General features: G+C 65.1%; 17 protein-coding genes. 7 read left to right on the top strand and 10 right to left on the bottom strand.

The window, feature by feature from the left end:
* Positions 1-1407 carry a chromosomal replication initiator protein DnaA gene (dnaA, locus tag OVY48_RS23790; protein WP_313924709.1) on the top strand — a complete coding sequence of 469 codons (1407 nt, stop codon included), beginning with the start codon at positions 1-3 and terminating at the stop codon, positions 1405-1407.
* Positions 1408-1446: 39 nt separating this feature from the next.
* Entirely contained in the window at positions 1447-2037 is a 591-nt protein-coding gene (locus OVY48_RS23785) for a peptidylprolyl isomerase (protein WP_313924708.1), read from the top strand.
* Here OVY48_RS23785 and OVY48_RS23780 read toward each other — a convergent pair.
* From OVY48_RS23780 to OVY48_RS23750, 7 genes are all read right to left on the bottom strand, one after another.
* On the bottom strand, positions 2006-3256 hold the full coding sequence (locus OVY48_RS23780) for a dicarboxylate/amino acid:cation symporter (RefSeq protein WP_313924707.1): 1251 nt from the start codon (positions 3254-3256) through the stop codon (positions 2006-2008). The two genes, OVY48_RS23785 and OVY48_RS23780, sit on opposite strands and share 32 nt — an antisense overlap.
* 91 nt (positions 3257-3347) lie before the next feature.
* Positions 3348-3620, bottom strand: coding sequence for an HPr family phosphocarrier protein (locus OVY48_RS23775; RefSeq protein WP_037477255.1), 273 nt, complete (start codon positions 3618-3620; stop codon positions 3348-3350).
* Positions 3617-4021, bottom strand: a complete 405-nt coding sequence (locus OVY48_RS23770) for a PTS sugar transporter subunit IIA (protein WP_037477253.1) — start codon at positions 4019-4021, stop codon at positions 3617-3619. The genes OVY48_RS23775 and OVY48_RS23770 overlap by 4 nt, the downstream gene beginning before the upstream one ends.
* Before the next feature lie 22 nt (positions 4022-4043).
* Entirely contained in the window at positions 4044-4982 is a 939-nt protein-coding gene (gene rapZ / locus OVY48_RS23765; protein ID WP_313924895.1) for an RNase adapter RapZ, read from the bottom strand.
* The gene (locus OVY48_RS23760) at positions 4979-5413 is read right to left on the bottom strand and encodes an HPr kinase/phosphorylase (RefSeq protein WP_096063177.1); all 435 of its coding nucleotides are present in this window, start codon (positions 5411-5413) and stop codon (positions 4979-4981) included. Before OVY48_RS23760 ends, rapZ begins: the two co-directional genes overlap by 4 nt.
* A gap of 79 nt (positions 5414-5492) precedes the next feature.
* On the bottom strand, positions 5493-7088 hold the full coding sequence (locus OVY48_RS23755; RefSeq protein ID WP_313924706.1) for an ATP-binding protein: 1596 nt from the start codon (positions 7086-7088) through the stop codon (positions 5493-5495).
* Complete coding sequence (locus tag OVY48_RS23750) at positions 7054-7761, bottom strand: response regulator transcription factor (protein WP_037479073.1); 708 nt, start codon at positions 7759-7761, stop codon at positions 7054-7056. Before OVY48_RS23750 ends, OVY48_RS23755 begins: the two co-directional genes overlap by 35 nt.
* A gap of 269 nt (positions 7762-8030) precedes the next feature.
* Between OVY48_RS23750 and OVY48_RS23745 the strand changes: the two genes are divergently transcribed.
* From OVY48_RS23745 to OVY48_RS23735, 3 genes are all read left to right on the top strand, one after another.
* Complete coding sequence (locus OVY48_RS23745) at positions 8031-9632, top strand: phosphoenolpyruvate carboxykinase (RefSeq protein WP_313924705.1); 1602 nt, start codon at positions 8031-8033, stop codon at positions 9630-9632.
* Between the two features lie 120 nt (positions 9633-9752).
* Positions 9753-10064: a hypothetical protein gene (locus OVY48_RS23740; RefSeq protein ID WP_313924704.1), complete on the top strand. Its 312-nt coding sequence runs from the start codon at positions 9753-9755 to the stop codon at positions 10062-10064.
* Positions 10065-10232: 168 nt separating this feature from the next.
* Positions 10233-11048, top strand: coding sequence for a ferredoxin--NADP reductase (locus OVY48_RS23735; RefSeq protein WP_096063175.1), 816 nt, complete (start codon positions 10233-10235; stop codon positions 11046-11048).
* A gap of 53 nt (positions 11049-11101) precedes the next feature.
* Here the strand turns inward: OVY48_RS23735 and OVY48_RS23730 are convergent, their stop codons facing one another.
* From OVY48_RS23730 to OVY48_RS23720, 3 genes are read right to left on the bottom strand one after another with little or no spacing between them, the layout of a single operon-like run.
* Complete coding sequence (locus OVY48_RS23730; RefSeq protein WP_313924703.1) at positions 11102-11563, bottom strand: hypothetical protein; 462 nt, start codon at positions 11561-11563, stop codon at positions 11102-11104.
* Positions 11560-13392, bottom strand: coding sequence for a DUF885 family protein (locus tag OVY48_RS23725; RefSeq protein WP_313924702.1), 1833 nt, complete (start codon positions 13390-13392; stop codon positions 11560-11562). Before OVY48_RS23725 ends, OVY48_RS23730 begins: the two co-directional genes overlap by 4 nt.
* 33 nt (positions 13393-13425) lie before the next feature.
* Positions 13426-13953: a hypothetical protein gene (locus OVY48_RS23720; RefSeq protein ID WP_176482819.1), complete on the bottom strand. Its 528-nt coding sequence runs from the start codon at positions 13951-13953 to the stop codon at positions 13426-13428.
* A gap of 116 nt (positions 13954-14069) precedes the next feature.
* On the opposite strand from OVY48_RS23720, the gene OVY48_RS23715 reads away from it, so the two are divergent.
* Both OVY48_RS23715 and OVY48_RS23710 read left to right on the top strand, forming a co-directional pair.
* The gene (locus tag OVY48_RS23715; protein ID WP_313924701.1) at positions 14070-14321 is read left to right on the top strand and encodes a type II toxin-antitoxin system Phd/YefM family antitoxin; all 252 of its coding nucleotides are present in this window, start codon (positions 14070-14072) and stop codon (positions 14319-14321) included.
* Entirely contained in the window at positions 14321-14746 is a 426-nt protein-coding gene (locus tag OVY48_RS23710; protein WP_037477335.1) for a type II toxin-antitoxin system VapC family toxin, read from the top strand. Before OVY48_RS23715 ends, OVY48_RS23710 begins: the two co-directional genes overlap by 1 nt.
* The last annotated feature ends 33 nt before the right edge of the window (positions 14747-14779 follow it).

Below are 14779 nucleotides of genomic sequence, written 5' to 3'. Positions count from 1 at the left end.
ATGACGGAAATTATAGGCGTGGTGGATTGGCAGGAGGATGCAGGGGTACAGGCAAATGCCGACCTCGATTCCACCTGGACGATGATCCGCGCCGGTCTGCGCCGCGACATTGGCGCGCGCATGTTCGACCAATGGCTCAAGCCGGTTCGACTGGGCGACTATTGCCCGGATTCGCAAACGCTCGATTTGCTTGTTGCGACGGATTTCAGTGCGAATTTCGTGACGGGCCAGTTTGGCGATCGTCTGCGCATGGCGTGGCGCAGCGCCGGAGCCGAGGTGCGCGACATCCGCGTCCGCCGTGCGCCCGACGCCAGCGGTCCTCGACTGCTCGACGTCACGGCGATAGAGCCGGTCATCGACCTGTTGCCGCAAGCCGTCGCCAGCGCGGTCAATTTCACGCCGCGCCATGGCTTTGCCGACTTCGTGGTGGGCGAGAGCAACCAACTGGCCTGCTCGGCCGCAAAAACCATGGCGGCCGAAGCGCAGCCGCGTTTCAGTCCGCTGTTCATCCAGGGCGGCACTGGCCAGGGCAAGACGCATCTGCTGCATGCGATCGCAGCCGCTTTCGCTGCACACTCGCCCGGCGCGCCGGTTCTCTACATGTCGGCCGAACGTTTCATGATGGAGTTCGTCAATGCGATGCGCGCCAATGAAACGATGGCGTTCAAGGCGCGGTTGCGCGCGGCGCGGCTGCTGTTGATCGACGATATCCAGTTCATTGCGGGCAAGGGGTCGACGCAGGAGGAATTTCTCCACACGATCAACGATCTGATCGACACCGGCGCGCGCATCGTCGTGACCGCCGATCGGGCACCCCAGGCGCTCGAATCGATCGATCCGCGCATCCTGTCGCGCCTCGCTGGTGGCCTGGTGGCGGACATCCAGCCCGCCAGCCTTGAGCTGCGCCTGGCGATCCTCGAAGCCAAGCGCGCCGTTGCGGGCGATCCGCCGGTGCCCGATGCCGTAATCGACTTTCTCGCCCGCTCGATTCGGTCGAACGTCCGCGAACTGGAAGGCGCGTTCAACAAGCTCGTCGCCTATGGCCAGTTGACCGGCCGGGCGATCGACCTGGATTTTGCGCAGGGGATGCTGGCCGACGCCGTGCGCGCCAATGCCCGGCGCATCACCGTGGACGAAATCCAGAAGGTGTGTGCCGCCCATTTTCGCATCGACGTGTCGGAAATGCGCTCCAAGCGCCGCGCCCGCGCGGTGGCGCGCCCGCGCCAGGTGGCCATGTATCTCGCCAAGAAGATGACGCCGCGCTCGCTACCCGAAATCGGCCGCATCTTTGGCGGGCGCGATCATAGCACGGTGATCCATGCGGTCCGCACGATCGAACAGTTGCGCGAGAGCAATCCCGATATCGACGCCGACGTCCGCGCGCTGTTGCGCCAGCTGGAGGGCTGAGGGGCTGGCATCGGGCGTATGAAGGGCTAGGCTGGTGGCATGATTCGCTTCCTCGCCCTTTGGCTCGCCGCACTCCTCACCCTCTCGCCCGCTTTGGCGCAGGCGCCCGCCGATGTGCGGGTAGCGCTCGATACCGCAGCGGGGCGGATCGTGATCGCGGTCCATGCCGACAAGGCCCCCGTCACTGCCGCCAATTTCCTCGCTTATGTCGATCAGAAGCGGTTGGACGGCACCGTCTTCTATCGCGGCGTCGGCGCAGCCGATTATGGCTTCGTCCAGGGCGGGGCACAGAATGACCCCAAGCGCATCCGGCCGCCGATCAAGCATGAACCGACCAGCCAGACCGGCCTCACCCATGATGACGGCGCGCTATCGATGGCGCGCTATGCGCCGGGGAGCGCGACTGGCGACTTCTTCATCGTGCTGGGCAAGATGCCCGCCATGGACGCCCAGCCGGACGCGCCGGGCGATAATCAGGGCTTTGCTGTCTTCGCCCATGTGGTCGAAGGGCTGGACGTGGTGAAGGCCATTCTGGCCGCACCCAAATCCGCGACAGCGGGCGAGGGCGTGATGAAGGGGCAGATGCTGGAAGCGCCGGTCAAGATCCTGACGGCGCGTCGGATTCCATAACGCCGTTCTGATCGATGATCCGCGTTACCGCCATGTCGGCGGTGACATTGCCGACGGTGCGGAAGATGTCGGGCACCGTCTCCACCGCCAGCAGCAGCGGCAGCGCCTCCACCGGCACGCCCATGGCGAGGCAGATGGGGCCGGTGGTGGTGAAGAAACTGACTTGGCCGGGCAGGCCCACCGAGGCGAGGCTGACGATCGCGGCGACCGCCACGCCCATGGCCAATTGCACTGGTCCCAGCAGGACCCCGTTCATCGCCGCCACATAGAGGGCGACGCTGAGATTAGCGGGCGGGCTGGTGATGCGGAACAGCGATATGGCGAGCGGCAGGACGATGCTGCGCGTGGTCGGGCGGACGTCCAACGGCCCGTCGCTTGCCTGGATCATGGCGGGCAGCGAGGCGATCGAGCTTTGGGTCGAGAAGGCGATGGCCTGCGCGGGGAAGGCGGCGCGCGCAAAACGTCCGGGCGCGATCCGGCCTAGCAGTGCCACCAGCGGATAGACGAGCAGGGTGACGACCAGGCAGATCAGCACGATGAAGCCGATATAGTGGAGCAGCGCGCCAGCGGTGGCGAGGCCCGACCGCGCGCCCGCCACCAGCGCCAGCGCGAACACGCCGATCGGGGCAAGCCACAACACCCATTGCACCACGACAAGCAGCGCATCGGTCAGCGCGTCGAACAGGCCGGTCAATTGCGCGCGGCGCGCGTCCGTGATCCGGGTGACGGCAAAGCCGAAGATGAGCGCGAACAGCACGACGGCGACGACCTCGCCTTCGGCGGCCGCCTTGATCGGATTGGCGGGGATGAAGCCCAGCAGCCAGTCGGCTGACGGCCGCACGCCGGGCACCTCCGCCGCGCCCTGCGCCCCCGTCAACATGCCGACCGCGCCCGAAGGCACAGGCCAGAGCTGCAGCAGCAACGGCCCGACGAGCGCAGCGACAGTGGAGGAGGCGACCAGCAGCAGGGCGAACAGGCCAATGGCGCGCCCGGCCATGCCATTGGTGCGCGCGGTCGTGGCCGCCTGCGCAATGCCGGTGACCAGCAGCGCGAAAATGAGGGGGATGAGCGGCATTTGCAGGCCGTTAAGCCACGCCTTGCCGATCGGCTGCGCGACGGACAGCAGCGGTACGTCCCACCCCTGACCCCCTTCAGCAAGGGCGATACCACCCGCCAAGCCCAGGATCAGCGCGACAAGGATGCGGACGGTCAAGGACATGGCGAACGCTCCCTTTTTAGCCGCAAGACGGACCAGAGGGGATTATGCCGCTATCTAACTGTCCATCAAGGGAAAGATGGAGAGCGTGTTTTCACTCTTCGCCGAATTTGTCTTCGACCAGGCTCACCAGCTTGCCGAGCGAATCATGCGCTTCGGGGCCAGTGGCTTTGATGGTGATGCTGTCGCCCATGGCGGCGCCCAGCATCATGAGGCCCATGATCGACGTGCCGGTGACGTGGCTGCCATCCTTGCTGACGATGATGTCGGCGGGCAGGCCGCTCGCCAGGGTCACGAATTTGGCGCTGGCGCGGGCGTGGAGGCCGCGCTTGTTGCTGATACGGACTTCCTGGCTGATTTCATTCATGTGGTGCTGCCCAACAGTTCCGACGCGACGCTGATATATTTCTGGCCTGCCTCGCGCGCGGCGGCGACGGCGGCGCGCACGTCCATGACCTTGCGCGCGCTTTCCAGGCGGATGAGCATGGGCAGGTTGATGCCTGCGATCACCTCGATCTCGCCGGCTTTCAGCAGCGAGATGGCGAGGTTGGAAGGGGTGCCGCCGAACAGGTCGGTGAGCAGGATGACGCCGCTGCCATCATTGACGCGCGCCACCGCGGTCGCGATGTCCGCGCGGCGCAGCTCCATATCATCTTCCGGCCCGATGCAGATCGTTTCGATCTGCTGCTGGGGGCCGACGACATGCTCCATCGCGACGACAAATTCGGTCGCGAGCGACCCATGAGTGACGAGTACGAGTCCGATCATCTGCTTTTGCGGCCCACCTGCTTCATGACGTTGCTTTCGGGCCTCCCGGACGACGCTTCTCCAGACTATCCTGCGGCGTCGATTCAATATTGCGGTGCAGGACCGTGGGCGAAAAGCCCGCATCTTGCAAGTAGCGTGCGACACGATCGGCAACATGGACCGAACGGTGCTTGCCGCCGGTGCAGCCGAAGGCGATGGTGATATAGGCTTTCCCGCCCTCCGCATAGCGCGGCAGAAGCGTGGCGAGCAGATCCTCGATCTTGCTCACCGCCTGCTCATAGGCCGGGTCAGCCGCGATATAGGCGGCGACGTCGGAGTCGAGGCCGGTGCGCGGGCGCAAGGCTTCGTCCCAGTGCGGATTGCGCAGGAAGCGCATGTCGAACATCAGATCGGCATTGCGGGGCACGCCGCGCGAAAAGCCGAAGGAGAGAATGGTCAGCACCGGGTCGGACAGCCGCTCGCGCGAGAAGCGGCTGCGGATTTCCTGTTGCAGCGTGTTGCTGGTGAAGCTGGTGGTGTCAATCACCTGGGTCGACCAGCGGCGCAGCGCTTCGGTCAGTTCACGTTCGCGCGCGATGCCGTCGGCCGCCGGGCGATCGAGCGCGAGCGGGTGGCGGCGGCGGGTTTCGGCGAAGCGGCGCTCCAATTCGCTGTCGGAACAGTCGAGGAACAGGGTTTCGACATCATGGCCATGACGTTCGCGCAGGGCCTTGATCCGGCGGACGATGGCACCGGCGTCGAAGCCGCGGGTGCGCGCGTCGATGCCGAGCGCCAGCGGGCGTTCGTCTTCCCCTGCATAACCGGCGGGCAGGGGGGTGTCGAGCAGCCGGTCGAGCAGGACGAGGGGAAGATTGTCCACCACTTCCCAGCCCATATCCTCCAGCGTCTTGAGCGCGGTGGTCTTGCCCGCGCCCGACAGGCCCGACAGCAAGAGGATGGATTTGGGGTGGGAGAGGGTCATGCGATCGGCACCGCGCGCAGCAGCCATTCGACCTTGATCGCGGCGGAGGCTTCGAACGGGGCGACCTTCCAGACCGGGATCGGCAGGCCTGCGATCGTGCGCAGCAAGGGTTCGAGCGGCATGCGGTCGACCTTGTCGAACAGGTCGATGAGCAGGGCGACGGGGACATCATCGACATGGGGCATGGTGACGATGCCCATGCCGCGTATCTCGATCTGGCCCGCAATCCGCTCCGGCGCGCTGGCGAGCAACTGGCCGTCGACGCGTTTGAGCAGCGTATAATCGTCGCTGATGAGGGTTGCACCGCGATCGATGAGGCGCAGGGCGAGGTCCGACTTGCCGATGCCGCTCTTGCCGCACAGCAACAGGGCGCGGCCTTCTATGGCCACGCTGGTCGCATGCAGCGTTTCGGAGGACAATGCGCGGGCCATAAGTCGGCGGCCCTTCTACCCTGTGTTGGCAGCCTTGCAAACGACATTGGTGGCGCGCGTCCCATGCGGGGACGCGGCGTTATTCCGACGCGATGCCGGGGTCGCGCTCGACCGCCATGGGCAGGCGCAGGATGAAGCGGGCGCCCTGTTGCGCATCCTCGCGGTCGCCGATGCTGATGCGGCCCTGATGCCCCTCCACGATGGAGCGGGCGATGGCGAGGCCGAGGCCGCTATGCTTGCCGAAACTCTCCCCCTCCGGCCGGACGCTGTGGAAACGGCGGAAGACATGCTCGCGCTCGGTGACGGGGACGCCCGGTCCTTCATCCTCGACGCTGACCAGCACCTGATCATCGGCGACGGTCGCGATGATCTGGACGAGGCCGCCGTCGGGCGAGAAGGAGATGGCATTGTCGATCAGATTGTCGAGCACGCGGACCAGCCGCTGCTCCTCGCCCAGCACCACCGCGACATTCTTGCGCGGGCGAGCGAAGGCGAGGCGGACGCCGCGGGGCACGCCGCGCGCTTCGCGGGCGATGACCATGGTTTCGATGAGCAGGCCAAGGTCGATCGGCTCGAACCGGGTGCGCGACAGTTCGGCATCGACGCGCGAGGCTTCGGCAATGTCGGTGACGAGCCGGTCGAGGCGGCGGACGTCGTCCTGGGCGATGGCCATCAATTGCGCGCGCAGGTCCGGCCGGTCCACCCGGTCGAGCGCATCGAGCGCGGAGCGGAGCGAGGCAATGGGGTTTTTGAGTTCATGGCTGACATCGGCGGCGAAGGCGTCGGTCGCGTCGATCCGCTGGCGCAGGGCGATGCTCATGTCGGACAGGGCGCGGGCCAGCATGCCGATCTCGTCACGCCGTTCGGGCAGGCGCGGCACGGTGACTTCGCGCGCGCGGCCGAGGCGAACGCGGACGGCGGCACGGGCGAGGCGCTGGAGCGGCTGGACGATGGTGCGGGCCAGGAACAGCGAGAGCAGGGTCGAGGCCAGCATGGCCACGGCAAGCACAAGGCCGAGGCGCAGCCGCTCGGCGCGCACGGTGCGGGTGATGTCGCGCGCATTTTCGGTGGCGAGCAGGGCGGTGCCGTCCCGCACGGAGGCTCCCGCCGAGATCATGAAGGTGCGATCGGGCGCATAGCGGTTCATCGCGGTCGACTGTCCGGTCTTGCGCGCCAGCAGCAGTTCGGGCCAGGCATTGGCGCGGTCCACCGCCGGTTCGACGAAATCGGGCGGCCGGCTGGCCGAAACGATACGGTCCACCGCCTTGTCGAGGAAGCGGGCGACATGGCGTTGCCATTCCTCTTCCGACGGCGACCGCAGGCGATAGCGCGGTGCGTCCATGGTGAAGCTGTCGGCGATCAGCCCACCGCCGGGCGCATAGCGGCGGACCCGGTCGCCGGTCTGGCGGGCATAGGCGGCTATCAGCGCGTCGTGGCGGTCGGCCGGCGCATTTTCCAGGCTGATCGCCAGTAGCTTCAGCTCGCGCGCCGATTGTTCCAGCCGCGAATCGATGATCCGGGTGCGATAGCTGTCGAGATAGAAGAAGCCGCCCGCTAGCAGCGCCAGCGCAAAGACATTGACCGCCAGGATGCGTGGCGTGAGGCTCAATCGCCCCGACCAGCGCATCGCCATCGGCGCGTCATCCTTCTTCGGAGAAGCGGTAGCCGGCGCCATAGAGTGTGTCGATTGCGTTGAAATCGGAATCCACCTCGCGGAATTTGCGGCGCAGCCGCTTGATATGGCTGTCGATCGTGCGGTCATCGACATAGACGTCGTCCTGATAGGCGGCGTCCATCAACTGGTTGCGGTTCTTGACCACGCCGGGGCGGGCGGCCAGCGTTTCGAGGATCAGAAATTCGGTGACGGTCAACGTCACGTCCTGCCCGTTCCACTTCACCCGATGGCGCGCCGGGTCCATTTCCAGCCGCCCGCGAATGATCGGGTCGGCGACCGGCTGGTCCGGCGTGTCGGGCGCGCCCCGCACTTCGGCGCGGCGCAGGATCGCGCGGATGCGCGCGATCAGCAGCCGTTGCGAGAACGGCTTGGCGATATAATCGTCCGCCCCCATGGCAAGGCCCAGCGCTTCGTCCAGCTCGTCCGCCTTGGACGTCAGGAAGATGACCGGCATCTGCGTCTTTTCCCGCAGGCGGCGCAGCAGTTCCAGGCCATCCATGCGCGGCATCTTGATATCGAAGACGGCCAGATCCGCCGGATTGTCCAGCAACGCCTTGAGCGCGCCTTCGGGATCGGAATAGATCCGCGTCATGAAGCCTTCCGACTGAAGCGCGATCGAGACGGAGGTCAGGATATTCTTGTCGTCATCCACCAAGGCGATGGTTGCAGTCATGCGGTTTCCCAGCTGATCCAAGTGGGGCAGAGCGTTAGACCATGCGGCGCGCGCCTGCAAGAAAGCGGGTGACGGCGGCGATGCGGCATAACCGTCGATATTCGGGACAAAGCCTGTGTGACAGGGATTTGACGATTTTGGTCCAAGCCCCTATTGCCATGTCGGTCTGCGAGGATGACGCCGTGATATAGACAAACGGCGCATAGGGGCGGATCGGTCGCAAAGAATAATATATGTGCGACACGGCATTCATATTCAGGAGCAAAGGCGTGCAGGCCAAATCCTCATTCACCCTGGCAGACCAGGGCATTTCCACCCATGCCACCCAATTCTGGAATATGGGCACCGCCCCGCTGGTCGAAGCGGCCATCCGCAATGGCGAGGGCATATTGTCCAAGGACGGCCCGCTGGTCGTCAAGACCGGCAAACATACCGGCCGATCGGCCAAGGACAAATTCATCGTCCGCGACGCCGAGACCGAATCGACGGTCTGGTGGGGCAGCACCAATGTCGCGATGACGCCGGAGCATTTCGCGGCGTTGAAGGCGGACTTCTTCAAGGCGCTGGGTGAAAAGGACACGCTCTATGTCGCCGACCTTTTCGGCGGATCGCAGCCCGAACATCGCGTCAATGTGCGCGTCATCAACGAGCGCGCCTGGCATAATCTGTTCATCCGCACGCTGCTGGTGCGTCCGGGCGCCGACGAATTGGCCGATTTCGCGCCGGAATATACGATCATCGACCTGCCGACCTTCAAGGCCGACCCGGCCCGCCATGGCTGCCGCAGCGAGACGGTGGTGGCGGTCAACTTCACCGAGAAGCTGATCCTGATCGGCGGCACCGCTTATGCGGGCGAGATGAAGAAGTCGGTGTTCGGCATCCTCAACTATCTGCTGCCGGTGAAGGGCGTGATGCCGATGCATTGTTCGGCCAATATCGGCCCGAACGGTGACACGGCGGTCTTCTTCGGCCTGTCGGGCACGGGCAAGACCACCCTGTCGGCCGATGCGTCGCGCACGCTGATCGGCGATGACGAACATGGCTGGTCGGACACGGCGGTCTTCAATTTCGAGGGCGGCTGCTATGCCAAGATGATCAACCTGTCGGCCGAGGCCGAGCCGGAGATTTTCGCCACCACCAAGCGCTTCGGCACGGTGCTGGAGAATGTCGTGATCGACGCGGAAACGCGCGAGATCGACCTGGACGACAATAGTCTGGCGGAAAATAGCCGCGGTTCCTATCCGATCGACTTCATCCCCAACACGTCGGAGAAGAATCTGGGGCCGGTGCCCAAGAACATCATCTTCCTGACGGCGGATGCCTATGGCGTGCTGCCGCCGATCGCGCGGCTGACCCCCGAACAGGCCATGTATCATTTCCTGTCGGGCTATACCGCACGGGTGGCTGGCACGGAGATCGGCGTCACCGAGCCGACCGCGACCTTCTCGACCTGCTTCGGCGCGCCGTTCATGCCGCGTCATCCTTCGGTCTATGGCAATCTGCTCAAGGAACGGATCAACAAGGGCGGGGTCACCTGCTGGCTGGTCAACACCGGTTGGGCGGGTGGCAAGGCGACGATGCCCGGCATCAAGCGGATGCCGATCAAGGTCACCCGTGCGCTGCTCAACGCCGCGCTCGACGGCAGCCTGAACGACGCCGAGTTCCGCACCGATCCCAATTTCGGGTTCGAAGTGCCGGTCGCGGTGGCGGGCGTGGAGCCGACCATTTTGGACCCGCGGGCCATGTGGGCGGACGCCAGCGCCTATGACGAAACCGCCGCCGTGCTGGTCAAGCAGTTCGTCGACAATTTCGCGCAGTTCGAAGAGCATGTCGATGAGGGCGTGCGTAGCGCGGCGCTGACCGCGGCGTAACGGCTGCGGCCTGATTCAAGGCTATGCGAGAGCCGGAGGGGTGACCTTCCGGCTCTTTTGCTTTTGGCGGCGGGGCGGGGATGCTATGCTGTCGGTCAACATCCAGCAGGAGTAGTGGACATGTTTGGTGATATGATCGGCAAGACGGGCGGGCTGGAAGCGGTGGCCGCGCAGATCGGGATGACGCCCGAACAGATGCAGGGCCTGATGACCGAGATCAGCGCCAAGATCGGGTCGGGCGATACCAGCATTTCGGCGCTGGCCGAGGTGGCCGCCGAACATGGCGTGTCGGCCGACAAGCTGCAGGAATTGATGGGATCGTTCGGCGGCCCCGAAGCGATCATGGGCAAGCTGGGCGGCCTGTTTGACCGCGATGGCGATGGCAATCCGATGAACGAACTGGGCGGGATCGCCAAGGGGCTGTTCGGCTGATCGCCTGACGCTGGCGGGGGGTCAGCTATCGGCCCCCCAAGTTTTTTTGGCCTTGCCTTCATGCCGCGATGGCTCCATTCGCGATGCTTATTGGTTGTTGCGAACGATACGCAACTAGCTACGGCAATTGGCGACGCCTGTGCGGGCGGCTTGGCAAGGAAGAAGGTCTTGAACGACGTGACGATCGAAAAGCCGGTACTCGAACCGACCGGCGCCCTCTCGGTGGAAACCGTGCTGTCGGTGCGGCATTGGAACGAGCATCTGTTCAGCTTCCGCATTTCGCGCCCGGCGAGCTTCCGCTTCCGGTCGGGCGAGTTTGTGATGATCGGCTTGAAGGGCGAGAATGGCAAGCCGCTGCTGCGCGCCTATTCGGTCGCCAGCCCCGCCTGGGACGAGGAACTGGAGTTTCTGTCGATCAAGGTGCAGGACGGTCCGCTGACGAGCAAGTTGCAGCTGATCGAGCCGGGCGACCAGATTTACCTGGGCCGCAAGCCGACCGGCACCCTGGTCACCGACGCGCTGTTGCCGGGCAAGCGGTTGTTCATGCTGTCGACCGGCACGGGCCTCGCCCCGTTCCTGAGCCTGGCGCGTGACCCCGACGTCTATGAATTTTACGAGCAGGTCGTCGTCGTCCATTCGGTGCGCCGGGTGAGCGACCTGGCCTTTCACGACGAGTTGGAAGGCAGACTGGCAGAAGATCCGCTGGTCGCCGAACAGGCCGCGACCCAGTTCCATTATGTGCCGACCGTGACGCGCGAGGCTTTCCGCAACACTGTGCGGATCGACAAGCTGGTCGAGAGCGGCGCGCTGTTCGAGGGGCTTGAGGGGCCGGCCAAGTTCGACCCCGAAACCGACCGGATCATGATGTGCGGCAGCATGGAGATGATCAAGCAATTCGCGGCCTGGTTCGAAGCGAACGGCTTTACCGAAGGGTCGAATGCGGCGCCGGGGCAGTTCGTGATCGAGCGGGCTTTTGTGGGGTAAGGCGTAACGTAGCAGAGTAGGAAAGGGCCGGGAGAGCGATCTTCCGGCCCTTTTTATTGTGTATGAGGTTGCAGTGTTCCGCTTTGAATCCGCGTTGATCTTTCAAACCGTGCATCCATCTTTCGCGCCTTGGTGAAAGGTAAGGAGTAGGAGGGGTAATATTTTGATCCATCCCATTTGAGATATAGAATCCAGATTTCGCCGACTTTTGGGGTCGGCTCTCCATCATCGCAATCAACGAAGTTGCGTGAAAGGGAGAACAGGCTGTCATCAGCAATGCCCTTCGCACTACTTATCGTTTTTGCCGTGGCTGACCACGGTTCCCACCTCGGCTTATGTAATGCGCCGCGAACGACGCTGACAATCGTTGCGGCGACAATTCGGTCATATGGTCTGGAGGCAAGCACTTCCTGAGGAGTGTAAGTCGGGCAGGCTTGCGCATATGGCGCAATGGCGATGCAAAGCCCCAGGCCGACCATTAGCTTTGCAGCTGTAGATGAGGCCTGAGGCTTCATAGTATCCCCTTCCGCTCCGCCACCCACGCTTCGACATTGCTGGCCAGCACGGTCATCGGCACGCCGCCGCTCTTGACCACCGCGTCGTTGAACAGGCGGAAGTCGAATTTCGGGCCTAGTGCCGCCTTTGCCGCTTCGCGCAGGCGGACGATTTCGCCGTGGCCGACCTTGTAGCCGCAGGCCTGGCCCGGCCAGGCGCAATAGCGGTCGACCTCGCCCTGGACTTCCTCGACCGTCGAGCCGTTGGTGGTGGCGAACCAGTCGATCGCCTGTTGCCGCGTCCAGCGCTTGGCGTGGAGGCCGGTGTCGACCACCAGGCGGCAGCAGCGATAGGCGATAGACTGGAGATAGCCCAGCCGCCCCGCCACATCGCCGTCATAGGCGCCCAGCTCGTCGCCCAGTTGCTCGGCATAGAGCGCCCAGCCCTCGCTATAGGCGTTGAAGGGGAGGAGCGAGCGGATCAGCGGCAGCTTGTAGCTATATTCGCCCTGCCAGATATGCCCCGGAATGCCCTCATGATAGGTGAGCGTGGGCAGGCTGTAGCGCGGCCAGCTGTTGGTATCGCGCAGGTTGATATAATAGTTGCCGGGCACGCTGCCGTCGATCGACCCTGCGCCTGCATAGGCGCCGGGCATCCCGGCCTCGATCTCCACCGGCACGCGTTTGACGATCAGCTTGGCGGGGACGAGTGTCGCGAAGGCGCGCGGCAGGCGGGTGCGGATGTCGGTCAGGCGGCCTTCGATATAGGCCAATATCTGCGCGCGGCCCTTGTCGTCATCGGGGAAGAGGTGGCGCGGGTCTTTGCCCATCGCGGTCATGCGTTCGCCGACGGTGCCTTTGGTGAGGCCGAGTCCTTTGAGCAGCCCGTCCATCTGGCTTTGCAGCGCGGCGAGCTGGTCGAGGCCGAGCGCATGGACCTCTTCGGGCGTCATGGTCGTGGTGGTCCCGGCCTTGAGCGCCCAGGCATAATAGGCCTCGCCCTCCGGCAGCTTCCACACGCCCGCATCCATGGTGGCGGTGGCGCGCTGGCGGGTGAGTTCGGCGACCTGGGCGGCGAGCGCGGGGGGGACCTGTTCGCGGACGATCTTCGCGGCTTTCGCGCCATAGTCGCCGGGCATCGACGCGGTGCGGCGGGCGAGCGAGGCGACGGGCACCCATTGGTCGATCGGCTGGCGCTGAACCGTCGCCATCTGGCCCAGCGTTTTGTCGAGCAGGAAGGCGGGCGCGGCGACGCCGATGCCCGCATCATGGCGCAGCCGCTGCGTTTCGCCCGCCAGATTGGCGGCATAGGCTTCGAGCCGGGCGAGATAGGCGTCGGCGTCGGCCGGGGTTTCGATGCCGTGATTGGCGTCCAGAAAATCGGGCGTTTCGACGAAGCTGCCGGTGTTTTGCGCCACGGCATAGGGCGCGTTGCGGTAGGACCAGTTGCTGTTCATCATCGCCATGTCGCCGAACGGGAAGGCGAACCCTTCGGCGGCGAGTTCGTGGGCGGCGCGGGCGACCTCGACATCGGTGCGGGTGGCGGGGGAGAGCGGGGCGAGGTCTATGGCGCGCAAGGTGGCGAGCCGGTCGGCGACATGGACGGCGATCTGCGCCTGGCCCGCCGGGCTTTTGTTGCCGAGGCGGCTTTTGAGCGCGGCGCGGGGGCCAGTGTCGAGGCCAAGGCCGGTCGCGCTTTCCGGGGCGTCGGCGAGCATCGCTTCGGCCATGGTGGCGAGCGTGGCTTGCGCGCGGGCGTCGGGCGTGTCGGTCGCGGCGCGGGCGGGGAGGGCCGACAGGGCGAGGACGGAGGAACCGGCGACAAGGAAATCGCGGCGCGTGGCGGTCATGTAGCGTGGCTCCGACAAGGGGGTGGTCAGCGCTTAACTTCGCATATTTCCCGCAGATTTCGACATTTTATTTCGTCGGCCGGATCGATTGTGACAAGGGGCGGCTGTGGCGGGGGGCGGCGTTTGCGCGGTCGCGCGGGCGGCGATGCGGGCATTATGCGGCATCATGGTGCGGCTGCCATCGGTGCAGGCGGACAGGGCGCGCAGCGCGGCGAGCATGACCCGGCGGTCGGGCTTGCTGTAGTGGCCGACGACGCGGCCACCGCGCACCAGCGGTTGCCGCCGGTCGCCCCGGATCAGCGCCACGGCGCGGCCCATCTGGTCGTCCAGCCCCATCTCGATCGCCCAGTCCCAGGCGGCGGCGAAACTTTCCGCCTCCGGCCGCGCCCGCAACAGATAGGCCGAGCGCGGCGAACAGCCAACGCTCCGCGCCGCCTGCGCAACGACGCCGCATCGGGACAGGGCATCGATGAAGGCATGTTGGGCATCAGGCGTCCATCCACGCGCGCGGCGTTGCAACTGGACGGGGGTGAAGTGGAGCAGGTCAGGCGTATTTGGCATGACGGGGAGCATGGCATGGGTTGGGGGATGTAGGACAGGTGGAAGTGGGGCGGGCGGCCTTGACCGTGATGGCCCATATCGAGTATGTCTGTATGTAACGACATGAGGCTGAGCCAATGACCGCGACCTTCACCAGCCGGGAGTTCAACCGCGACCCCGGCAGCATCAAACGGGCGGCGCAGTCCGGCCCGGTATTCATTACCGACCGCAACAAGCCCTCGCTCGTCGTGCTGGCGATCCGCGATTATGAGCGGCTGGCGAGGCACGGTGCGTCGCTGTTCGACGTGCTGATGCCCGATGATGCGCAGGATTTCGATTTCGATCCACCCAAGGCGCAGATTGCAGCGCGCGGCGTCGAGCTGGATTGATGTTCCTGATCGACACCAACGTCATTTCCGAAAGCCGCAAGATACGGTCGGGACGGGCCGCCCCGAATGTGGTGGAATGGCTCAAGGCGACCGACCCCAGCACGACCTTTATTTCGGCGATGACGCTATTCGAACTGGAATTGGGCGTGGTGCGGGTCGAGCGCCGGGATGCGGCGCAGGGCGCGACCCTGCGCCGCTGGCTTGATCAGGTCGTGACGCCCGGCTTTGCGGGGCGGGTGCTGGCGATGGACGGCGCGGTAGCCGTCGCTTGCGCCGGGCTGCATGTCCCCGATCCGGTGAGCGAACGCGACGGCTGGATCGCGGCGACGGCGCTGGTGCACGGGTTGACGGTGGTGACGCGCAATGTCGGGGATTTTGTGGCGACGGGGGTGGGGTTGGTTGATCCTTGGGTGGAATTAGAGTGAGGGTAGGGACGCCAGGCACTTAGCATAAGCGCC

Source organism: Sphingobium sp. SA2, from assembly GCF_032227065.1.
GTDB lineage: Bacteria > Pseudomonadota > Alphaproteobacteria > Sphingomonadales > Sphingomonadaceae > Sphingobium.
The sequence above is the reverse complement of the archived record's forward strand: the minus strand, read 5'-3'. Positions and strand labels throughout refer to the sequence as shown.